At 63.0% G+C, this 22332-nt stretch carries 22 protein-coding genes; 12 read left to right on the forward strand and 10 right to left on the reverse strand.

The genetic code is table 11. From position 1 onward, the window contains the following. Positions 1–2: 2 nt before the first annotated feature. Both AMC88_RS30345 and AMC88_RS30350 read right to left on the reverse strand, forming a co-directional pair. Positions 3–902, reverse strand: coding sequence for a sugar phosphate isomerase/epimerase family protein (locus tag AMC88_RS30345; protein WP_016735545.1), 900 nt, complete (start codon positions 900–902; stop codon positions 3–5). A gap of 11 nt (positions 903–913) precedes the next feature. After that, entirely contained in the window at positions 914–1948 is a 1035-nt protein-coding gene (locus tag AMC88_RS30350) for a Gfo/Idh/MocA family protein (RefSeq protein WP_064826388.1), read from the reverse strand. A 135-nt stretch (positions 1949–2083) separates the two neighbouring features. On the opposite strand from AMC88_RS30350, the gene AMC88_RS30355 reads away from it, so the two are divergent. The 8 genes from AMC88_RS30355 (at position 2084) to AMC88_RS30390 (ending at position 10422) form a co-directional block, all read left to right on the forward strand. Continuing rightward, a complete protein-coding gene (locus tag AMC88_RS30355; RefSeq protein WP_064830282.1) occupies positions 2084–3124 on the forward strand; it encodes a substrate-binding domain-containing protein in 1041 nt (346 codons plus the stop codon). A 159-nt stretch (positions 3125–3283) separates the two neighbouring features. Then, positions 3284–4894 carry an ABC transporter substrate-binding protein gene (locus tag AMC88_RS30360; RefSeq protein WP_064826386.1) on the forward strand — a complete coding sequence of 537 codons (1611 nt, stop codon included), beginning with the start codon at positions 3284–3286 and terminating at the stop codon, positions 4892–4894. 100 nt (positions 4895–4994) lie between these two features. Next, entirely contained in the window at positions 4995–5984 is a 990-nt protein-coding gene (locus tag AMC88_RS30365) for an ABC transporter permease (protein WP_064823901.1), read from the forward strand. Continuing rightward, a complete protein-coding gene (locus AMC88_RS30370) occupies positions 5981–6814 on the forward strand; it encodes an ABC transporter permease (RefSeq protein ID WP_064826385.1) in 834 nt (277 codons plus the stop codon). The genes AMC88_RS30365 and AMC88_RS30370 overlap by 4 nt, the downstream gene beginning before the upstream one ends. Continuing rightward, on the forward strand, positions 6811–7608 hold the full coding sequence (locus tag AMC88_RS30375; protein WP_064826384.1) for an ABC transporter ATP-binding protein: 798 nt from the start codon (positions 6811–6813) through the stop codon (positions 7606–7608). The genes AMC88_RS30370 and AMC88_RS30375 overlap by 4 nt, the downstream gene beginning before the upstream one ends. Further along, positions 7605–8384 (forward strand): ABC transporter ATP-binding protein, encoded by a 780-nt coding sequence (locus AMC88_RS30380; protein WP_064826383.1) that lies wholly within the window; start codon positions 7605–7607, stop codon positions 8382–8384. The genes AMC88_RS30375 and AMC88_RS30380 overlap by 4 nt, the downstream gene beginning before the upstream one ends. Before the next feature lie 11 nt (positions 8385–8395). Continuing rightward, on the forward strand, positions 8396–9487 hold the full coding sequence (locus tag AMC88_RS30385) for a pyridoxal-phosphate-dependent aminotransferase family protein (protein ID WP_064826382.1): 1092 nt from the start codon (positions 8396–8398) through the stop codon (positions 9485–9487). A 65-nt stretch (positions 9488–9552) separates the two neighbouring features. Further along, positions 9553–10422 carry a glycerophosphodiester phosphodiesterase gene (locus tag AMC88_RS30390; protein ID WP_064826381.1) on the forward strand — a complete coding sequence of 290 codons (870 nt, stop codon included), beginning with the start codon at positions 9553–9555 and terminating at the stop codon, positions 10420–10422. Between the two features lie 55 nt (positions 10423–10477). Here the strand turns inward: AMC88_RS30390 and AMC88_RS30395 are convergent, their stop codons facing one another. The 7 genes from AMC88_RS30395 to AMC88_RS30425 all read right to left on the reverse strand — a co-directional run bounded on the left by AMC88_RS30395 (position 10478) and on the right by AMC88_RS30425 (position 17677). Beyond that, entirely contained in the window at positions 10478–11299 is an 822-nt protein-coding gene (locus tag AMC88_RS30395; protein ID WP_064826380.1) for an inositol monophosphatase family protein, read from the reverse strand. After that, entirely contained in the window at positions 11299–12303 is a 1005-nt protein-coding gene (locus tag AMC88_RS30400) for a LacI family DNA-binding transcriptional regulator (protein WP_064826379.1), read from the reverse strand. The genes AMC88_RS30395 and AMC88_RS30400 overlap by 1 nt, the downstream gene beginning before the upstream one ends. Continuing rightward, positions 12287–13066 (reverse strand): glycerophosphodiester phosphodiesterase, encoded by a 780-nt coding sequence (locus tag AMC88_RS30405; protein WP_037146127.1) that lies wholly within the window; start codon positions 13064–13066, stop codon positions 12287–12289. Before AMC88_RS30405 ends, AMC88_RS30400 begins: the two co-directional genes overlap by 17 nt. Then, complete coding sequence (locus AMC88_RS30410; RefSeq protein ID WP_064823892.1) at positions 13066–14121, reverse strand: ABC transporter ATP-binding protein; 1056 nt, start codon at positions 14119–14121, stop codon at positions 13066–13068. Before AMC88_RS30410 ends, AMC88_RS30405 begins: the two co-directional genes overlap by 1 nt. After that, entirely contained in the window at positions 14121–14963 is an 843-nt protein-coding gene (locus AMC88_RS30415; protein WP_012489752.1) for a carbohydrate ABC transporter permease, read from the reverse strand. Before AMC88_RS30415 ends, AMC88_RS30410 begins: the two co-directional genes overlap by 1 nt. Positions 14964–14965: 2 nt before the next feature. Further along, entirely contained in the window at positions 14966–16267 is a 1302-nt protein-coding gene (locus AMC88_RS30420; protein ID WP_016735532.1) for a carbohydrate ABC transporter permease, read from the reverse strand. A 63-nt stretch (positions 16268–16330) separates the two neighbouring features. Continuing rightward, complete coding sequence (locus AMC88_RS30425) at positions 16331–17677, reverse strand: extracellular solute-binding protein (protein ID WP_064826377.1); 1347 nt, start codon at positions 17675–17677, stop codon at positions 16331–16333. 248 nt (positions 17678–17925) lie between these two features. On the opposite strand from AMC88_RS30425, the gene AMC88_RS30430 reads away from it, so the two are divergent. Together AMC88_RS30430 and AMC88_RS30435 are read left to right on the forward strand one after the other, a co-directional pair. After that, on the forward strand, positions 17926–18384 hold the full coding sequence (locus tag AMC88_RS30430; protein WP_010004040.1) for a YbaK/EbsC family protein: 459 nt from the start codon (positions 17926–17928) through the stop codon (positions 18382–18384). A gap of 84 nt (positions 18385–18468) precedes the next feature. After that, a complete protein-coding gene (locus AMC88_RS30435) occupies positions 18469–19470 on the forward strand; it encodes a Tim44 domain-containing protein (protein ID WP_037146131.1) in 1002 nt (333 codons plus the stop codon). Positions 19471–19530: 60 nt separating this feature from the next. On the opposite strand, the gene AMC88_RS30440 is transcribed toward AMC88_RS30435, so the two are convergent. Next, positions 19531–20562, reverse strand: a complete 1032-nt coding sequence (locus tag AMC88_RS30440) for a hydroxyacid dehydrogenase (protein ID WP_012489748.1) — start codon at positions 20560–20562, stop codon at positions 19531–19533. A 318-nt stretch (positions 20563–20880) separates the two neighbouring features. On the opposite strand from AMC88_RS30440, the gene AMC88_RS30445 reads away from it, so the two are divergent. Then, positions 20881–21480 carry a HupE/UreJ family protein gene (locus AMC88_RS30445; protein WP_037146134.1) on the forward strand — a complete coding sequence of 200 codons (600 nt, stop codon included), beginning with the start codon at positions 20881–20883 and terminating at the stop codon, positions 21478–21480. A gap of 269 nt (positions 21481–21749) precedes the next feature. After that, positions 21750–22328, forward strand: a complete 579-nt coding sequence (locus tag AMC88_RS30450; RefSeq protein ID WP_064826376.1) for a GbsR/MarR family transcriptional regulator — start codon at positions 21750–21752, stop codon at positions 22326–22328. Positions 22329–22332 lie beyond the last annotated feature (4 nt).

A 22332-nucleotide genomic window follows, 5' to 3' on the forward strand; every position in this document is an offset into this window, starting at 1 on the left:
GATCAGGGATCAACAATGAAATCTCCGCCCCGGCATTTCTTTAGATAGTTGAGCCCGTGAACCTGGCCGGTCATTTCGAGTTCGTCGCGATAGACCGGGTCGTGCCAGCCTTCGATGTCGATCGAACCCGACCAGCCGGCAAGCCGCAGTTCGGAAATGATGTCGGTCCAGTTGCTGTCGCCGAAGCCCGGCGTGCGCATGAAGACGAACTTTTCCCTGCCGAAGATGCCGTGCTCCTTGATGACCTCCCAGCGGATGGTCGCGTCCTTGCCGTGGACGTGGAAGATCTTGTGGGCCCATTTGCGGATCTGCGGCATGGGATCGATCAGATAGACCATCTGATGGCACGGCTCCCATTCTAGGCCGATATGGTCATCAGGCGTCTCGTTGAAGATCAGTTCCCAGGCGTCGGGATTGTGAGCAATGTTCCAGTCGCCGCTTGCCCAGTTGCCGTCCATGGCGCAATTCTCGAAGGCGATCTTAACGCCCTTATCGGCGGCGCGTTTGGCGAGTTCACTCCAGATCTCTTTGTAGCGCGGAAGACTGTCGGTCAGCGGCTTACCGCGAATGCGGCCGGTGAAACCGGCGACGCAGGTGGCACCGAAATGATGGGCGTTGTCGATGCAGTCCTTCCAGCCCTGCAAAGTCTCCAGGTCGATCGCGTCCTCTTCCAGCGGGTTGCCGAACATGCCGAGCGTCGAAATGGTGATGTCGCGGTCGCCGATCGCGTCGAGGCAGCGCTTGCCGAGCTCGGCGAGGTTCTGTCCCTTGGTCGTCTGCCAAAAGAAGGGTTCGAAGCTCTCGAAGCCCAGCTCGGCAATCTGGCCGATGCGCGTGGCGGCGTCGCCCTTGTTGCCGCTCACCATGGTGCCAATGCGAATGGATTTTGCAGGATTGCTCACGTCAGTTGATCCTATGCTGAAATTTCGATGCGCCGGCCGGTCTTGGCGCTTTCGATGGCGCCGAAGACCATCGCCAGGCTTCTGATATTGTCGGAATTGACCGTTTCGGGATGTTTGCCGGTGCGGATCGAGGCGATGAAATCGGCGATGACGCTGGCATGGCCGTGGGTTTCGGCATCGTGTTCCGGACCGGGAACGTTTACGGCAATCGAGCCGCGCAAAAGACCGGGCTCCTCGCCGGCGACGGCCGCCTTGAAACTCTCCTCGCCATCCCAGGTGAGCATGCCCTTCGAGCCGACGAGACGCCACTGGCTTTCCCAACTGGTGCGCTCGCCCTCGGCGCACCAGGAGCCGCGATAGGTGAAGACGATGTCGTCGGAGAATTCGAAGATGGCGTTCGCCGAGGCGCCGTGCCGGTACCATGACCCCTTCGGATTGCGCTCGACGCAATAGACGGTGAGCGGCTTCCTGTCGGCGACGTAACGCGCGGCATCGAAGGTGTGGATCGCCATGTCGAGCAGCAGGACATTGTCCATTTCTTCACGGAAGCCGCCGAAATGGGGCGCGAGGAAGAAATCGCAATGAATGGCGGTGAGTTCACCGATGGCGCCGCTGTCGACGAAACGGCGCAGGCGCCGGATGCCGGAGATGAAGCGACGGTTCTGGATGACGGCGTGGATGCGGCCGGTTTCGGCGGCAAGGTCGATCAGCGCGGCCCCCTCGGCAAGCGAGGCCGCCATCGGCTTTTCGCTGAGCACATGACAGCCGGCCTTGAGCGCCGTCGAAACGACATCGTAGCGGGCGGCCGGAATGACGATGTCGAAGACCAGATCGGCTTTTGTTGCCGCGATGACCTCAGAGAGATTCGAGCCGATGACGGCGCTGTCGAGGCCGAACTCGGCAGCGAGCTTTTCGGCCGTCTCGCGATTGAGGTCGACGAGGCCGACGATGGTGATGGATTCGGCGAGATCAGGGTTGGATGCGATGGCCCGCAACCAACCTTTGGACATAGCTCCGCACCCGCACAGAATGGCACTGAATTTCACGATTTCCTCCAGAGAATACTGTCAACTCTCCTCGTGACATGCACTCCGTAAACGTTTACGACAGTATGCGAAAACATTTTGCGGAGTCAATAGAGGCCAATTGTGAAATTACGGATGGGAGGAAAAACACAACAGATGAAAGGGATACGCCAGCTTGCCGAATCCCTGGATATCTCGATCGGAACGGTCTCCCGCGCGCTGAACGGCAGGCCTGATGTCAATGAGGAAACTCGTCTTCGGGTGTTGGCGGCGGCCAAGAAATTCGGCTATGTCGCCAACCAATCGGGGCGGAGCTTGAGGCAGGGAGAGACCAAGGTCATCGGCCTAATGATCGAATCCAGCGCGGAGGCGGTCGAAAATGCCGATAACTTCTTCCTCGGCGTCACCAGTGGCTTGCAGAGCGTCTTCGCCCGCCACAAGCTCGATCTCGTCATGCTGCCCTGCCCCAGCGATGAGGACCCGCACGAATATTTGAAGCGCATGGTAGCGCGGCGCATCGTCGATGCGATGATCATCTCGAATACGCAGCGCATCGACCCTCGCATCGATCTTCTGTCGCGGGCAAAGATTCCGTTCGTTACAGTCGGTCGCAGTCTGTCGGCGAACAATTTCCCATGGATCGATCTCGATTTCGAGGGCGTGGCCGAGCGTGCCGTCGAGCGCTTGGTTGCGCGCGGCCACCGCCGGATCGCAATTACCGCGCCGTCGAGCGAGGTCAATCTCGGCTATGTCTTTGTCGAGAGCTATCGCCGTACGCTCGAGCGGCACGGTATCGCCTTTGATCAGTCGCTCGTCATCCGCGTCAAATCGAGCGAACAGGGCGGCTACCAAGCGGGCCATGAACTGCTGCTGTTGGCGCAACGGCCGACGGCCGTGATCCTGATCTACGAGTTGATGGCGATCGGCCTTTACCGCCGCCTGATGGAATCGGGGGTCATGCCCGGCCGTGATCTCGCGGTGATCGGCTTCCGCGATGCTCCGCGCGCCCGGTTTCTGCAGCCGCCGCTCAGCTGTTTCCGCATGTCGCTGTACGATCTTGGCGTGGCGCTCGGCCAGATGCTGCTCGCCCACATGCCGGCCTATCGAGAATTCTATTCCAATGACGGTGGCAACATCATCTGGCCGCTCGAACTGGTGGCAGGGGAAAGCGACGCGTTTCAGCTGACGGAGGTCTGAAGGTTGCCGGCTTCGGCAGCCCCTGCGAGCACGGCAGGGGATATAATGGCTGGGTGACAAAAAATGTCTCGCGGAGCCCGATCATTCGAATCTAATCTCTATCCGAACCGGTGTTTCGGGTCGAATATGGTGGCTGGTTTCGATCGATCAGGAGGGCTCATGACCATTCCAGAAATCTCGCGACGCACGCTGATGAAGGGCACCGCCCTGCTGCTTGCCTCGACGGCGCTCGCCCGCCAGACGCTGGCGCAGACAGCACCTGGCGGTGGGAGACTGGTCGTTGCGGCCGATTCCGAGCCCAAGAACCTCAACCCTGCCCTCGTCGCTTCAAACGGCGTCTTTTTCATCGCCAGCAAGGTGATCGAACCGCTGGCCGAAGCCTCGTTCGACGGCAAGGACGGGCTTGCGCCGCGGCTCGCCACCTCCTGGGAAGGCTCGGCCGACGGCCGTTCCGTCACCTTCAAGCTGCGCGACGGCGTCACCTGGCACGACGGCAAGCCGTTCACCTCGGTCGACGTTGCCTTCTCCGCCCTCAAAATATGGAAGCCGCTGCAGAATCTCGGCCGCCTGGTCTTCGCCAATCTCGAAGCCGTCGATACGCCCGACGACTACACCGCCATCTTCCGCTTCTCCAAGCCGACGCCGTTCCAGCTCATCCGCAATGCCCTGCCCGTCGTCACCAGCGTCGTCGCTAAGCACATCTTCGACGGTAGCGATATCGCTACCAATCCGGCCAACAATACGCTCATCGGCACCGGCCCATTCAAGTTCGCCGAACACAAGCCCGGCGAATACTACCAGCTGACGCGCAATGAGAATTATTGGGACAAGGACCAGCCGAAGCTCGACGAGATCGTCTTCCGCGTGCTGCCCGACCGCGCGTCGGCGGGGGCGGCGCTCGAAGCCGACGAAATTCAGCTTGCCGCCTTCTCGGCGGTGCCGCTGGCCGATCTCGACCGCATCTCCAAGGTCGAGGGCATCAAGGTGATCTCGAAAGGCTATGAGGCCCTGACCTACCAGCTCGTCGTCGAGATCAATCACCGCCGCAAGGAACTCGCCGATCTCCGGGTCCGCCAGGCGATCGCACATGCGATCGACAAGAAATTCGTGGTCGACACGATCTTCCTTGGTTATGCCGCCGCCGCCACCGGTCCGGTGCCGAAGAATGCGCCGGAATTCTATACATCCGATGTCGCGATCTATGATTTCAATCCCGCGGTCGCCAACGATATTCTCGACAAGGCCGGCTACGCCAAGGGGGCGGACGGCAAGCGCTTCACGCTGAAGCTCCGGCCTGCGCCCTATTTCAACGAGACCCGCCAGTTCGGCGATTACCTTCGCCAGGCGCTTGCCGCCATCGGCATCGATGCCGAGATCGTCAATGCCGATGCGGCCGCGCATCAGAAGGCTGTTTATACCGACCATGATTTCGACCTTGCCGTCGCCCCGCCGGTCTTCCGCGGCGATCCGGCGATCTCCACCACCATTCTCGTCCAGTCCGGCACCCCTGATGGTGTTCCCTTCTCCAACCAGGGCGGTTATGCCAATCCCGAGCTCGACAAGATCATCAAGCAGGCCTCCGAGACCGTCGACACGGCGGCGCGCACCGATCTCTACCGCAAGTTTCAACAGCTCGTCGTCGCCGATCTGCCGCTGATCAACGTCGCGGAGTGGGGCTTCATCACCGTCGCGCGTGACAGCGTCCTCAACGTTTCGGACAATCCCCGCTGGGCCGTCTCGAACTGGGGCGATACCGCGCTGCAATCGTGATAGAGCAATTCTAGCAAAAGTGTGCCGCGGTTTTGCGTTCGGAATTGCGTAAAAACAAAGATAGATCGGCGGCAAATCTCCACCAGAGGCCCTGTCCGGCGTGAAACGTGCAATCACTCTCCTGAGGCGCAGGGCGATCAGCAGCATTCCGGTGCTGCTGATCGTGGTGATCTTCACCTTTTTCCTGCTCGAATCCGCCTCGGGCGATGCCGTCGACGCCTATCTCGGCGCGATTGGTGGCGGCGATGCGGCACTCAGGCAGGCGCTGCGCGAGAGCTACGGCCTCGACCGGTCCGTGCTGGCACGGCTCTGGCTCTATCTTTCCTCGCTGGCCCGGCTCGATCTCGGCTGGTCCGTCGCCTTCGACCGGCCGGTCGGCGCGCTCATCGCCGAACGTCTGCCCAATACGCTGCTTTTGATGGGCAGCGCGACGGCACTTTCCTTCGGTCTCGGTTCGGCGCTTGGCATCCTCGCCGGGGCGCGGCCGGGAACCTTGCGCGACCGGTTGCTGTCGATCGGCTCGCTGATCGTCTATGCCATTCCGAGCTTCTGGCTCGGCCTGGTCCTGAGCATCGCCTTTTCGGTGAAGCTGCGCTGGTTTCCGATCGCCGGCATCGAGACGATCGCTTCGGGCAAGACGGGGTTTTCCCGTGCGCTCGACATATCGGATCATCTGGTTCTGCCGGTCGGCGCACTGGCCCTGATTTATCTCGCCCTGTTCCTGCGGGTGATGCGGGCCGGCATGGCTGAGGCCTGGAAGCTCGATTTCGTCCTCTTTGCCCGCGCCAAGGGGCTGTCGCGCAGCCGCGTCGTGCTGCGCCACGTGGCGCGCAATGCGCTGCTGCCGCTCATCACCATGCTCGGGCTGCAATCGGCGGCCCTGCTCGGCGGCAGCGTGGTGATCGAGAGCGTCTTTGCGATCCCCGGCTTCGGGCGCTTGGCGCAGGACGCGGTCAATGGCCGCGACGCGCCGCTGTTGATGGGCATCGTCGTCACCAGCGCCGTTCTCGTCATTTCGGTGAACTTCCTCGTCGATCTCATCTATGCCGCGCTCGACCCGCGCATCGGCGCTTCGGAGGGTGGCGCATGAGCCGTTTCCGGCGTCTGCTCGGCACGTGGGAGGGCATGGCCGGATTTGCAATCCTGGTCATCCTGCTCCTGTTCGGGCTGCTTGCCCCCGTCATCTCGCCCGGCGATCCCCTCAGGATCGCCGGGCGGGCGCTGCTTGCGCCCTTCTCCGACCCGGCCTTTCCACTTGGCACGGATCGCCTCGGACGCGACGTGCTCGCCGGCCTGCTCTACGGCGCGCGAACCTCGCTTGCCGTCGGCCTCGCGGCAGCCTTTTCGGCCATGGTCCTCGGCGTCTGCGTCGGCATGGCGGCCGGGTTTTTCGGCGGGTTCGTCGACGAGGCGTTGATGCGCGTGGTCGACGCCTTCCAGATCGTGCCGGGCTTCCTGCTTGCGCTTGCCTTCGTCAGCACGATCGGGGTGTCGACCCCGATCGTCGTGCTTGCCATCGCGCTTGGCGCATGGGCCGATCCGGCCCGGCTGACGCGAGCCCAGGTGCTGGCGATCCGCGAGCAGGACTATGTCGCCTCGGCAAGGGTGATCGGCATGCATCCCGCGGAGATCGCCTTCCGCGAGATCCTGCCGAATGCGTTGCCGCCGGTGCTGGCGCTCTCCGCCACCATCGTCGCCGGCGCGATCCTCACCGAGGCGGCGCTTTCCTTTCTCGGCCTCGGCAATCCGAATATCGCCACCTGGGGCTCGATGATCGCCGAGGGCCGCAGTGTGCTGCGCTCGGCCGCCTATCTCTCCGTCATACCGGGCGCGGCACTTGCCGTGACCGTGCTCGGCGTTCATCTCTTCAGCGAAGGTTTCGGCAGGGCGCTTGGCGATGACGGCAGGAGGGGGGCATGAGCGATATCTTCTGCAGCCTCCGGCAGCTTTCGGTCACCTATCGGCGCGACAAAAACAATGCTGCCGCCGCTCTCGACCGCATCGATCTCGATATCGCCGCCGGCGAAAGGCTGGCAATCATCGGTGAAAGCGGCTCCGGCAAGAGCACGCTCGCCCGGGCACTCGCCGGTCTGCTGCCCGAGGGAACGAAAGTCACCGGCGAAATGCTCTGGCCCGCGCTCGGCCGTCCGCCGCGCCCGGGCCGTGATTTCGGCTTCGTCTTCCAGGATCCGGGCACGAGCCTCAATCCTGTCCTGACAATCGGAGAACAGATCGCCGAAGGCGCCAGGCGTCATCTCGGGCTTAGCTGGAAACAGGCCGCCATCAGGGCCGAGGAACTGCTGGAACGGGTACGGATGCCGCAGCCCGGGAAGGCGCTGCGGGCCTTTCCGCATCAGCTTTCCGGCGGCCAGCGCCAGCGGGTGGCGATCGCAGCAGCAATCGCTGCCAAGCCTGCGCTGCTGATCGCCGACGAGGCGACGAGCGCCCTCGATGTCGTCGTCCAGGCCGAGATCGTCCGCCTGCTCGACGGGCTGGTGCGCGAGGACGGCATGACGCTGCTCTTCATCACCCATGATATCGCGCTCGCTTCCGGCTTCGTCGACCGGATTGCCGTCTTCCGCCATGCACGGCTGGTCGAGACCGGTCCCGTCCGCCCGGTGCTTTCGGCGCCTGTGAGCGACTACACCGCCGCTCTCATCGCCAGCCATCGCGACCTCGCGACGCCACCGCTGATCGAAGAGCTGGCGCCATGAATCCTTTGCTGTCCATCGAAAATATCTCGAAAGGCTTTTCGTCGGCAGGCCGCCGGGTCGCCGCCCTTGACAATGTGTCGCTGACGATCGCAGCCGGGGAAACGCTTGGTCTGGTCGGTGCCTCGGGCAGCGGAAAATCGACGTTGTCGCGGCTCCTGCTGCGGCTTCTCTCCTGTGATGCCGGTACGATCCGCTTCGAAGGAGAGGACTGGCTGACGTTGAAGGGTGCTGCCCTGCGCCGCCGGCGGGCGCGCATGCAGATGGTGTTCCAGGATCCGCTCGCCGCCTTCAACCCGCTGGCGAATGTCGGCTCGGTGCTCGAGGATCCCTTGCGCATCCACGGCGTCGTGTCGAAAGACCGGCGTGCCGGCGAGATCGCCATGCTTCTCGAACGTGTCGGCCTGCCTGCCGACTATGCCCGCCGGCCGATCCGCGCGCTCTCCGGCGGTCAGCGCCAGCGTGTGGCGATTGCCCGGGCGATCGCGACAAGGCCGTCGCTGCTGGTGCTCGACGAGGCGGTCTCGGCGCTCGACGTCACCGTGCGCGGCAGGATCCTCGAACTTTTGGTCGCGCTGCAGAAGGAGCACGGCATTGCCTGTCTGTTCATTTCGCACGATCTTGCCATGGTCCGCGCCGTCTCCCACCGCATCGCCGTCATGGACGGCGGGCGGATCGTCGAGACCGGTCCGGCGGCGGCAGTCGTTGCAGCGCCGCAATCGGAGGCCGCCCGCGCGCTTGTTGCCGCCGTGCCTCGCCTCATGACCGATCCGTCCTGAAGGAGAAGCCCATGTCCGATCTTGGTTGGAATCCCCTGCACGGCGTGCCCTCCTATCCTGCGGAGCGCTATGCCGTCCTCGCCGACAGGATCGGCGGCATCTTGCGCAGCCGGGGCGATATCGTGCTGGTGCAGGCAGAGGCGGTGGTCGCGCTGGAAGCGGCAGCCGTCAGTCTCGCGCGTCCCGGCCTTTCAGCCCTCAACCTCGTCACCAGTCCCTATGGCGACTGGTTCGGGCAGTGGCTGCGGCGAGGCGGCGCAACCGTTCGGAATCTCGTCGCCGAACCGGGCCTGCCGGTCGAGATTGACGCCGTCGCCAAAGCGCTCGATGCCGGCCCTCACATCGATGTGCTCGCCGTGGTTCACGCGGAATCTGCGAGCGGCATTCTCAACCCGCTGCCAGAGATCCTCACGCTGGCGCGCGCCCGCGGCATCGTCACCGTCGTCGATGGGGTCGCCTCGGTCGGCGGACATCAGCTCGAGCTCGACGATCTCGGCATCGACATCGCGGTGATCGGTCCGCAGAAGGCGCTCGGTGGTCCGGCGGGGGTCTCTGCGCTCTCCATCAGTCAGCGTGCCTGGGATCTCATTCTCAAGGACGGCGCGCCGCGCGATTCGATCCTGTCGCTGGCCGATCTGAAGCGATGGATCGACGACGGCCGGCGCGTCCTGCCGGGAACGCCGGCGCCGCTGGAATTCTTTGCGCTGGCGGCCGCGCTCGACCGCGTCGAGGCCGAGGGGCTGGAGAATGTCATTGGCCGCCATGCGCAGGCGGCATCGGCGACGCGGGCCGGGCTTGCCGCACTCGGCGCCGGAAGCTGGGTGCCGGCGGCAAAGGCTTCGAACCTAGTGACGGCGGTAAGGATGCCGGAGGGGCTGACGCCGGCGGCGCTGATCGCATCCGCCGGGTGCCTGGGTGTCGAACTGGCCGCAGGCACCGGGGCCGCCGCCCATCTCGTGCGGTTGAATCACACAGGTCCGCGCGCCGCATTCCAGACGGTGCTTTCGAATGTTGTCGCCTACGGCGCAGCTCTCAGGCAGGCGGGCCGTGCCGCGGATATCGCCGCCGCGGCAGAGGCGATAGCTGCAGCCTACAGTCGCTGAAACCCATATTCGGGTCTTGATAATTGCGGCTTGGCAAGGCAGGAGAGTGGCATCGCGGAGACCGGATGCGGATGACAAAATTGCTGGATGCGCAGGGCCTGGAGATTTTGCACGAGGGGCAACGCACCCGCCTGAAATGGCACCGGCTGCGCAAGCGGTTTGCCGATCGGCTGTTCTCCGCCGAGGTAATGGCGGAGGGTTTTGCGATAGGCGCATCGATGGAGCTCGATCTGCGCGTGCGCGCCGACGGCGGTTTCGTCGTGCTGCACGACAGCGAGCTCGAAGGTGAAACGACAGGCCATGGACCGATCGCCGGCACGAGCCTCGCTGACCTCCGCAAGATCAGGATGAAGGACGGGGACCGGCCGCTGACCCTCAGCGAGGATCTCGCCGCCATGATGCAATCATCGCACCCGGCGGCACTGCTGCAATTCGACATCAAGGACGATTACGAAGCGATCGGCGTCGGCGGCATAGCGCACCTTGCCGAACATTTCCGCGATGTCTCCGCCTCGGTAATCGTCAGCGCCGGCAGTCTCGACCTCATCGTCGCCGTCAAGGAAAAGCTTCCGCATCTGCTGCGCGGCATCGACCCGACCGACAAGCTTTACGATATCAGGCAGGCCGGCGGCTGGAAGGCAGTTGAAACGGAATTGCGCGCCGACCTCAGCGGCCCGTCCGAACCGGACACGGTCTATCTCCACTGGCCGCTGATCCTTGCTGCCGCCAAGGATGGCCTCGACGTGATAGGCCTCTGCCGTGACGAAGGCAAACGCGTCGATGCATGGACCTTCACGCTGAAGGATCCGGAGGTTGGGTTCAGCGAAGACGAATGGCGGAGCTTTTCGGCGCTGATGGCGCTGAAGCCGGATCAGATCACCACCGACGAGGCGCCGGCGACCGAACGCGCCTGGCGCCGACGCGTGGCCGGCTAACTCGCCCGGAAATGTGCGGCCGTTCCAGACGACGGGATACCTTCAGCAGCGGGCTTTAGCCGGCGAGTGACAGCCCCTCGTTCTCAAGGATGAAGGCGAATTCGCTTGCCAGCCCCGGCGCATGGGCAATGACAGGTCCGCCAGCCGCAAGCAGCCTTTCGAGCGGCGGCATCGCCACGGTCGCGCCGGCCTCTTGGGCGATGAGCGCACCGGCGAGCATATCCCACGCGTTGAGGTGGCGTTCGTAATAGAGATCGGCCGCACCCTCGGCGATGCGGATGAGGTCGATAGCGGCCGCGCCCGTGCGGCGATAATCCATGCCGCGCTCATGCAGGCGCCTGGAGAGCGCGAGATGGTCGTCGAAGCTGGTCCTGCGGGAATGGCCCAGAATGACCAGCGCATTGGCTGGATCGATGGTCGCCGCCGCGTGAATCGGCAGCCCGTCCTTGAAGGCGCCGCCGCCGCGCACGGCATGAAAGACTTTATCCTCGGCCGCGTCGTAGACGACGCCGATCTCGATCTTGTCGCCGACCACGAAGGCGATCGAAACTGCCCAGTAACGAAAGCCCCTGATGTAGTTGGTCGTGCCGTCGATCGGATCGACGACCCAAGTGCCGGTCGCGCCCGATCGGCCGCCGCTTTCCTCCCCCATGAACATGTCATCCGGAAAGGGCGAGATGAGTCCGTCGCGGATTGCCTGCTCGGCCCTTCTGTCGGCGACGGTGACGAAATCCTGCAATCCCTTGTTCTCGACGGCGAGGGTACCGGGATTGGAGTCGCTCCGAAAACGTGCCGCTTCCCGACCGACCTCGAGCGCAACGGCGACCGCGACCTCCGCCCGGGCGCTGATGGCAGCGCTATCGAATGGGGATTTCATCAGGCAGTCCTTCTTTTTACCAAAGTCACCGGCGTGAATTCGACCCGCGCCGTCAGGTCCGGCTCGGCTATCCGGCTCATCAGCAGATCGACAGTCTGTTCGGCCTGGACATCGCAAGGCTGTCGGACTGTCGTCAGCTCATAGGCGGTCCAGCTCGCCTGCGGAATATCGTCATGGCCGATGATCGATAGCGGCGGCGCGTCGTCGCGGCCGCGACCCTGCATGACGCGGTCGAGGACGCCGCAGGCCATGTAGTCGTTGGCGCAGAACAAGCCGTCAATGCCTGATCCGGCAAGTTGGCCGGCCCCATCATATCCGCTACGGTAGTCGTTGATCCTGATCTGCAGCAACTGCGGCTCGGCGCCGAGCTGCTTGCAGCGGGCAATGAAGGACTCGCTGCGCTGTCGGGCCGTATAAGATATGGCGGGTGCGGCCATCACCGCGGGCTTTCGCACGCCGCTTTCGATCAAGTGGGTGGCTGCGAGATGGCCAGCCATGCGGTCGTCCGAGATGATGCGATCGACAAAGGGAATATCGTTGCCCTTGTTGATCAGCACGATCGGCACGCCCTCGGCCGCACATTGCTCGCAGATCGCGGTCGGCGGTGCGTCCGATGTGACGATGACGCCGGACACGGCGTAATGCAGCAGCTGGCCGATCACCGCCGACGTATCCGCCTGCTGCGAGGTCGGCAGCAGGATCGGGCGGAAATTGCGGGCAAGCAGCACTCTCGCCAGATTTTCGATCTGCAATGTGCGGAACGGATTGTCGAGGCCGGCGGCGACGACCCCGACGAGATCTGAGCGCTTGTTTGTGAGGCTTCGGGCAAGATAGTTCACCCGGTAACCGAGCTCCTTGGCGGCCTGATAGACCTTTTCCCGGGTTTTCGGCGAGACGCTGGCATCCGGCGTGAAGGCGCGCGAAACGGCCGCACGCGAGACGCCGGCCACCCGGGCGACATCGAAGGAGGTTACCTTGCGCGGTCCCTTATCCCTGTCTGGCAACTGCTTTTTCCCTCTCTGCCGACGGCCGCATCAGATCGGGCAGATCCGTGCAGATACCGAGAACCGGAAGCTTCATGATATCATCGAGGATGGCTCGCCGTTCTTCGTGCCAGAGCACGATCTCGCGGCCTGCCTCGAAGGCACGCTGCATCAGCGCGGCGGTTACCAGATCCTGCGGCCGATCCCCTGCCCTCTCCCAGCAGAGATGCAGAATATCGGCGCCGGCCTCGTCGGCCAGCGCATGCGGATCGTGGCCGACGCGGATCAGCACGGAAAGCGGAAAATCGCAGCCCGCGTCGCGGAGTTCGCGCACCTGCGCCGTATCGAAGGAGCCGAGGCAGGCGAAACGCTGGTTCATCTCGGCAAGAAGGCGCCAGCAGAGCAGGCCGGTCCCCGGCGCCTTGAGCTCGACATAGAGGCCGGTGCCGGTCTCGCGGGCAAGCGCGGCGACCTCCGAAAATCGCGGCACATCGACGCCGTCGAGGGCGGCAAGCTCGGCCGCCGTCATTTCGGAAATGCGTCGGTCGATGCCGAAGACGCGCTCGAGATGATCGTCATGCGAGACGACGACCACGCCGTCGCGGGTCAGTTGCGTGTCGAGCTCCCACATCTCGGCGCCGAGTTCGGCAGCGCGGCGGAAGGCGGCGATCGTGTTCTCGCGTTCATGGCCGCTGGCGCCGCGATGGCCGATGCAGAAGGGCAGCTGGCCCTTGTCCGACGGCCAGCCGTAACGCGCGAAAAATGCGGAAAAATCGCGGGTCATCAAATCCTCCTGCCATTTTCGTCGAAGACGAACACGCCACGGCTGTCGATCGCCCAGGTGACATGGTCGCCGACATGGATATCGTTGCGCACCGGCTGAATCGAACGCAGCAGCGGCCCGCCGGCAAGGTGAACGTCATAGAGGTTTTCGCGGCCCTGTGTCTCGGCGAAGGTGATCTTGCCGGTGACGGGGGTATCACCCGCCGGTGTGAAATGCTCCGGTCTGACGCCAAGCATCAGCTTGCTGCCCTCGGCGGCGCCGATGGCTCTTGGCAGCGGCACGCGGATCTCGCTCTCGGGGACTATGAAGGCACCTTTGTCCATGACGCCGCGCAGGAAAGTGATCGGCGGATTGCCGAGGAAGCCGGCGACGAAGGCGGTCTTCGGATCATTGTACATTTTGGCGGGCGTGGCGATCTGGACGATCTCGCCTTCCTTCATGATGGCGATGCGGTCGCACATGCTCATCGCTTCCACCTGGTCATGGGTGACGAGGATCGCGGTGATGCCGGTCTCGCGCTGCAGGCGGCGAATTTCCGAGCGCATTTCGAGGCGCAGCTTGGCGTCGAGATTGGCGAGCGGTTCATCGAGCAGCAGCACGTCGGGCTTGCGGATCAGGGCGCGCGCCAGCGCCACGCGTTGTTGCTGGCCGCCGGAAAGCTCGGCCGGCCGCCGGCCCATCAGATTGCCGATCTGGACGAGGGCGGCGATCTTGTCGACCTCCTTGCGGATCTCGGCGGCAGGCACACCCTTTACCTTCAGCGGAAAGCCGATGTTTTCGGCGACCGTCATGTGCGGGTAGAGCGCATAGGACTGGAAGACAACGCCGACATTGCGGGCCTGGCTCGGCAGGTCGGTGACATCGCGGTCGCCGAAGAGGATGCGTCCGCTGGTCGGCCGGTGAATGCCGCAGACCGCAAAAAGCGTCGTCGATTTGCCGCAGCCGGAAGGACCGAGCAGCGCCAGCATTTCGCCGTTGCCGACTTCGAGCTGCATATTCTCGATGACCTTGGTGGAGCCGAAGCTCTTCGAGAAATTGTCGAGGAGGATGCGCATCAGCCTTTGCTCCCGCCGCCGTAGATGTTCATGAGGTATTTGTTGAAGAGCGCGTAAGCGATCAGAACCGGAATGAGGTAGAAGAGGCCGACCGCCTTGAACATATTGAAATCGTAATTGTTGTCGTCGGCGAGGAAGCCGGCGAGATAGACCGACAGAACCTGCACGTCATTTCCCGGCGCCAGCACCTGCGGCAGGATGAACTCGCCCCAGCCGGCGAGGAAGGAAAACAGGCCGAGCGCCATGATGCCGGGCTTGACCTGCGGCAGCACGAGGCTGCGCCAGACCCGGAAACGCGAGGCGCCGTCGACGACGCCGGCCATTTCAATTTCCCAGGGCACGGTGTCGTAAAAACCCTTCATCAGCCAGATGCCGAGCGGCAGGTCGATCGCCGCCTTCACCAGGATGACGCCGATCAGCGAATTGTAGAGGCCGATCATCTGCAGCACGATGAAGATGGCGATGATCAGCGTCACCGACGGGAAGGCGTGCAGCACCATGACGCCGGCAAGGAAGAAGCCGCGCGCCGGCACGTTCAGCCGCGACAGCACATAGCCGGCCATCGACGAGACGATGAGCACCAGGCTGGTGGTGCAGGCCGAAAACAGCAGCGTATTCACCGTCACTTGCCAGATATTCGCCTTGCCCGCCGTCGTCTGCCACAGGAAACGCCAGTGATTGAGTGTCAGGCCGGAAGGCAGCAGCGCATCCGGCTGTTTCACCGTCACCGTGTCGAGGAAGAGATAAAGATACATCAGGAGCAGCGGCAGGCTGACAATGGTCAGCGCCGTGATGACGGGCCAGCTGCGATAATTTGCCGAGGGCTGCGATTGTTCGGCCATGGTCAGTCCTCGATCAGGGGCTTGGCGACAAGCGTGCCGTAGTTGAAGACGCGCAGATAAAGGAGCGACAGCATCACCCCGATGACGACGAGCACCAGCGCCATGGCCGCGCCCAGCCCGTATTCGAGATTGCCGGCATAATTCCTGAGCGCGGTGTGATAGGCGGAGAGCGCCCAGACCTCGGTCGCGTTGCCCGGTCCGCCATTGGTGGCGAGCAGGATTTCATTGAAGGAGGCGAGCAGCGACAGCGTCTGGTAGCAGGTGACGAAGAGGATCGGCCAGCGCATCTGCGGCAGGATGATGTAGCGGATCTGCTGCCAGCGCGAGGCGCCGTCGACCTCGCTGGCATAAAACTGGCTCTTCGGAATGGCCTTCATCGCCGAGGAGAACACCAGCATGCCCATCGAGGCGCCGATGAAGCCGTTGATCAGCACGACGAAGAACCAGGCATTATAAGCGTTGTCGAGCAGGTAGTTCTTCGGCGGATAGCCGAACTTACCCATCAGGATCGAAATGAAACCGGTGTCCCAGGCGAGCCATTTCCACAGCATGACGTAGATGACGACGGGGGTGATGCGCGGCAGAAGCCAGATGCCGCGAAAGATCGAGGCCGGCGTCGGCGGCATATAATGCGTCCAGATGGCAAGCAGCAGCGCATAACCGACATTGAAGAACACCAGCACCAGCGCGACGTAGAGGGCGGTGTTGAAAAGCACCCGCGCCATATCAGGCGACGTGGTCATGCGCGAGAAATTGTCTGATGTCCAGATCCAGCCGGTATAGGTGATCGTGGCGACTGTTTCCTTCTGCTCCGGCGTCAGCTTGAAACCCAGGCCGTCCAGCGCCGAGAAGAGCTGCTCCTTGCTGTCGAAGCGGGTGTTCAGCACGGAGCGGTTGAACTGTTCGGAAATCTGCTTGACGTCGCGCGTCGAAGGCCGTTCGCTGAGATCCTTGATCATCCGTTCGACGTCGCGGCGTGTCGGAAAGACTTCGCCGATATGTTTGGCGCGCAATTCGGCGGCGATGTCAGGCGCCAGCCCGAGGCCCTCGACGGCCTTGAGGCCCGCCTCATCGATCGTGTAGCGCGGTTCGGCCATTTCGGCGGCGATCTCGGGCATCGCCGATTTCAGCGCGATCAGGGAATTGGGCGCGATCTGGTAGACGCCGCCGGAAATGCCGGTCGCCGTCGTCATATTGGTCATCGAGAAGACCGCCGTCAGAACCACCGGCATCAGGAAGAACAGGACGATCATGATTGCCGCCGGCGCGATCATCACCAGTCCGAGCGTTCTGGACGATTTCATGGAAGCCTCCTCGCGGGCCGACCGGGCAGCGGGGTCGCCGCTGCCCGGAAGAGTGCTTCGACTTCAGCGGATGACGATCTTGTCGCCGAGCGTGCTTTTCAGCTCGCTCTCGGCATCGCCGATGGCGGCGTCGACGGTCTTGGCGCCGGTCCAGGATGCTTCGAGGTTCTTCCACATGATGTTCCAATATTTGCCGAAATCGGAATTGTTCGGCATCGCATTGGCATGCGGCAGCAGGCGCTCGGTGGCTTCACGGGTCCAGCGGTCGGCCGAGTAGAAGTCGACGGTGGATTCCGACTTGGAGATGCCGAGATGGGCAGACTTGACCGCATGCAGAGCGTTGGTGCGCGGCTCGGAGGCGATCTTGACCAGCTGGGCGGCGATCTCCGTCTCTTCCTGGTCGTGACCTGCGGTCAGGAGGTAGACGAGCGGGTGAGTCAGCGTGTTGGCTTTGCCGCCTTCGCCGGCCGGGATCAGCGTGAAGATCACATTGCCGAAGAAGTCCTTGAGGCCTTCCTGGTTGACGAGGCGGGCATAGTGCCAGGTGCCGCCGTCCCAGATACCGGCCTTGCCGGTGGCGACTTCCTTCCACCACTGATCACCCGGCATGCCGATGTGGTTCTTCTTGGTGACGCCTGCCTTAACTGCATCGGCGAAGAACTGATAGGTGCGGGTCATCGCCGGCTTGTCGAAAACGAGCTTGCCGTTTTCTTCCATCGTGCCGCCGAACGAGGTGTAGAACTGCCAGTAATCAGGGCCGTTGCTGGTGCGCGGATAGAAACCGTAGCCGGGCTGGACGAGGCCCTTGTCCTGCATCTTCTTGGCGTCTTCGAGCAGATTCTTCATCGTGTATTTGCCGTCTTGAACGCTCTGCGGCAGCGCATCGAGATCGGCGTCGCTGTAGCCGATCGCCTTCATATAGGGCTTCCAGAAGAACATCGGGCGGGATTCGGCATCCTGCGGAATGCCATAGACGGTGCCGTTGTAAGAGGCGATCTTCAGCAGGTTCTCGTAGATGTCGCTGAGCGGCCAGGAGTCGAGATCGACATAATCCTCGATCGGAACGATGAGGCCCGCCTGCGACCACGGCGCGATGTCTTCATGGCCGCTGACGACGATGTTCGGGGCGGTCTTGGCTTCGGCGGCAAGGGTCAGCGCCTGCTTGAAGTCCTCCCAGGCGGAATAGGGCTTCTTCTCGATGGTGATCTTCAGGTCCTCACCCTTGAGGGCGGCTTCGCGCTGCAGCTGCTGGGCTGCGATCTCGATGGCGTCGAGGCGATAGGTGTCGTTGGGGCCGGTGCCGCCGGCCCAGACGCTGATGGTAACGTCCTTGGCAAGCGCAAAGGCGGAGGTCGAGGCCAGGATGGCGGCCGCGATCGTAAGTGATTTCAACGTCGGCAATATGGTCATTTTCTTCGTCTCCCTGGAAGAGCAGTGTGAGGCCTCTTGACGGGTCAGCACTGTCGCTTGACGGCCGCTCCGAAACCCCACGAAAACGTGACATGTCCCGCTCTATGGGCTGAACGTAACGGCCGAATGACAAAATTGAGCACGTGTGCAAAATTATTATGACAGCGTCGGAAAGACTTGCAAGCGCCGCTTTTCAGTGCAGCTCTTTTGCACTTCAAATTGTGTTTATGCTGGTCTAGCATGACGGCATGAGCCTTGAATCCGTCCGCGCCTTCCTGCGTGCGCATGCACCCGATATCGATATCATCGAAACCGCCGAGAGCTCCTCGACGGTGGCGCTTGCCGCCGAGGCCCACGGCGTCGAGCCTGCGCAGATCGCCAAAACGATCTGCCTGCGTGTCGGCGAGCAGATGATGCTCGTTGTCGCCGGCGGCACGGCCCGGCTCGACAATCGCAAGTTCAAGGACACTTTCGGAGCCAAAGGGCGCATGCTCGACGCCGAAGAGGTGGTGGCGCTCACCAGCCATCCGGTCGGCGGCGTTTGCCCCTTCGGCCTACCCGCACCGCTGCCGGTCTATTGCGATATTTCGCTGAAACGTTTCGACGAAGTCCTGCCCGCGGCCGGTTCGACGAATTCGGCGGTGCGGATCGCGACCGGGCGGCTCGCCGCCTTGACAGGCGCCAGCTGGGTCGATGTCTGCCAGTAAAGCGGCCGAGAACTTCAAACGGCGGAAACAGTACCTATATTCTATCCCGACATGCCGTGATTGTGCATGACAGGAGACCAAGAAATGCCGAGTGCCGTTTCGCGTTTTGCCAGGATCGCCGCCATTGCCGTACTGACGAGCGCTACCGTTTTTGCCACGATCAGCGATGCCGATGCGCGCCGCGCCGGCGGATTCGGTGGATTCGGAAGCCGCGGCACGCGGACCTTCAGCGCCCCACCGGTCACTCGCACCGCACCTGCCCCGGCTGCGCCGATCGAACGCTCGATGACGCCACGCCCGCAGACGACCGCACCCTACAACACGCAGCAGCCCGGCTATGCCCAGCAGCGCCCTGGCTTCTTCAACGGCTTCGGCCGTTCGATGATCGGCGGCCTGATTGCCGGCGGCCTTCTCGGCATGCTGCTCGGTCACGGTTTCGGCGGTGGCTTCGGCTTCCTCGGCATGTTGCTGCAGATCGCCCTGATCGGCGGCGCCATCATGCTGGCGATGCGTTATTTCGCCAACCGCCGCCAGCCTTCTTATGGCGCCGGCGGCCAGAGCCGGTCCTATAGCATGTCGCCCACCAACAATTCGTCCTTCCAGATTCCGGCGATCGGTTCGGGCGCCGGTTTCGGCGGGCAGTCGCGCGGCAACCGGCCGAGCGATGAGATCGGGCTGGCCCAGGCCGACCTCGACCAGTTCGAGGAATTGCTGGCCAACGTTCAGACCGCTTACGGCGCCGAGGATTACGGCACACTGCGCCGACTGACGACGCCCGAGGCAATGTCCTATCTTGCCGAGGAGCTCGGCGAAAACGCCACCAACGGCGTGCGCAACCGCGTCTCCGACGTCAAGCTGCTGCAGGGCGATATCGCCGAAGCCTGGCGCGAGGACGGCCAGGAATATGCGACGCTCGCCATGCGCTATTCCTCAATCGACGCCATGGTCGAGCGCGACAGTGGCCGTGTCGTTTCCGGCGACGACCGCCGTCCGAGCGAGAGCACCGAGATATGGACGTTCGTGCGCAAGCCCGGCGGGGACTGGAAGCTTGCCGCAATCCAGGGCACCGGGCAGCGCGCCGCTTAACGAAAGCCAACGAAAGCACTTGTGATGCCGCCCAAGCTGCTGGTCAGCTCGGGCGGCGTTTTAGTTGACCGCGACCGGCTTGGAGCGCATGCGGGAAACGGTCTCGCGTTCGGCCCGCTTGCAGCGCATCGGCGGCAGGCCGCGATCCATCAGGTCCATATCTTCAAGCACCATGTCGCCCATCTTCTTGAAGGCGCTGTCGAGCGCACCGGCCCGGTGCGCCGAGCGGAGGAAGCCCTTCAGGCTGCGCACCGGATGGCCGGGCGGCAGCGGCTCTTCAGGATAGACGTCGCTCGCCGCGACGATATGGCCGGAGGCGACGGCCGCCATCAGCGCGTCGAAATCGACGACGTCGGCGCGGCTGAGAAGAATGAAGGCGGCGCCTTGGCGCATGCCGGCGAAGGCCGCGGCGCCGAGGAATCCCTTGTTTTCGCTGGTGACGGCGGCGACGACGAAGATGAAATCACTCTTCGTCAGGACATCCTCCAGGCTCGCGGGCTCGACGCCGTTTTCCTCGAGGATCGAGCCGGGCAGCCAGGGATCGAACACTCTGATACGTGCCCTGAAACCGGACAGCACCCGCCGCAGCGCCTTGCCGAGATCGCCGAAGCCGACAATGCCGATCTCCGAGCCGGCGATCAGCCGGGCGCTCGCATTGCCCTCTCCGCCCCAGAGTTCGTTGCCATGGCGAAAAGCGACATCCGCGTCGACGATGCCGCGCGCCAAGGCCAGAGCGAAGCCGAGACCGATTTCGGCCACCGGTTCGGCGAAGACCTGGCCTGTCGTCACGACATGGATGCCGCGCTGAAAGAGCACGTCATAGGGCATGTTGTTCAGGAGATTGCTTTCGACATTGAGGATCGATCGCAAGGCCGGCATTCTGGCCAAGGTTTCCGCCGAAAGCGGCGGCTGGCCGATGATGTAACGCGCTCTGCCGAGAATCTCGTCGCTAAGCCCGGCGATATTCTCCGGATCGGCTTCGATGACCTCGTATTTCGCGTGCAATTCGGCGCGCGCCTTATCGCTGAAGATCAGATCGAGGGTGCGCGGCTCGGGCGCGCTGATTGCCAGCGGCCGTTCGGCATTCGTCATGGGTGTCTCCTCCGTCGCGGGCGGCTTGCATCGCCTCGGCCGAAGGATTGATAGCCCCTGCTTGCGGCAGTTTCCAGTTCGCCGAAGAGGAATGCCGAGCGGCGAACTGCAAAACCGGAGTCGATCCAGCGCCGCCGGCGCGGGCGAAGCCATGGAAAGCGGCAATTGCCTATCAGATAAGCAATTGAATTGGCTTATTGTTTTATGATCCCATCGTTGACGCCGCGAATTTCTTGACTTAGCTTGCTGCGCACGACTTGGAACTCGGCGGTCGTCGGCGACCGCAGGATTTTTGGAAAAAACGCGAGGAAATCGACAATGAAATCAGCACTGAAGAGCGGCCTGCTTGCCTTGGCTGCCGTGGCGCTTCCGGCTGTCGCTTCCGCCCATCCCGCCGTTGGCGAAGCTGCCGGCTTTACTCATGGCTTTGCTCATCCGCTGTCCGGTCTCGATCATGTCCTCGCCATGGTGATGGTCGGCGTTTTGGCTTTCCAGCTTGGCGGCCGCGCTCTCTGGCTCCTGCCGGCAACCTTCGTCATGGTGATGGCGTTTGGCGGCGCTCTCGGTGTTGCCGGCGTCAATGTTCCCTTTGTTGAAACCGGCATCGCGTTTTCCGTCATCGTTCTTGGGGCCGTCGTTGCGCTGAACGTCAAGGCGCCGCTCGCCGCAGCGCTCGGCATGGTCGGTCTCTTCGCCATCTTTCATGGCCATGCGCATGGCGCCGAAATGCCGGAAGATGCGGCCGGCGCTGCCTATGCTGCCGGCTTCATGATCGCGACGGGGCTGCTGCATATCGCCGGCCTCGCCCTCGGTTACGTGATCGGTCGCGCCGGCGAAAACCGAAGCGTTGTGGTGACGCGGATGGCGGGCGGCGTTGCCGCGATTTCAGGCCTCGGCATCCTGGCCGGCTTGATCTGAGCTGGCCGATCGCTGAAATGAAAGCGGGTGCGCGTCTGGATGCACCCTTGATAGACGAGGACGCCCGGCGCCTATTGCCGGGCTTTTTTGCGTCGTTCTCTGTCCGGCAATGAACTTGCCGCGCGTAATTCCTGCCGCGGTCGAATCCGGCGCGTAAATTGACGATATCCAAATTGACGCAGGCGCCTCTTGCGCATTGTCGGCGGAATGCAAAACTCTGTATAGTAATTTCAGAAATTTCTGAAATCACAGATGCAACGGGAACCGCCATGACTCTTCCGCCTCTCGTCCAGTCCTTCGTTCTCCATTTCGGCGAAATGGGATCGCGTTGGGGGATCAACCGCACGGTCGGGCAGATCTATGCCCTGCTCTTCGTCTCGCCCGGACCGCTCTGCGCCGAGGAGATCGCCGAAGCGCTCAGCATCTCGCGATCCAATGTGTCGATGAGCCTGCGCGAATTGCAGGCCTGGAACCTCGTCCTTCTCAAACACAAGCCGGACGATCGCCGCGATTTCTTCACGACGCCGGATGATGTCTGGCTCATCTTGCGAACGCTTGCCGAGGAACGAAAGAAGCGTGAAGTCGATCCGACGCTGTCGGTTCTGCGCGAAATTCTGATGCAGCGCCCTGCCAGTGAAGCCGAACGGCATGCGCAGCAGCGCATGAGTGAAATGCACACGCTGATCGAACAGCTGACCCATTGGTACGAGGACGTAAAACAACTTGAAACGGAAAGGCTTGCAACGCTACTCTCGCTCGGCGCGAAAGTGACAAAGCTTCTGGAGGCCAAGGACCGGGTCGTTTCGCTCGGCCGCGGCCGCCGGCCGAATCCTGCGAACAAGAGTTAGCGCC

This window comes from Rhizobium phaseoli (assembly GCF_001664385.1).
Taxonomy (GTDB): Bacteria; Pseudomonadota; Alphaproteobacteria; order Rhizobiales; family Rhizobiaceae; genus Rhizobium; species Rhizobium phaseoli.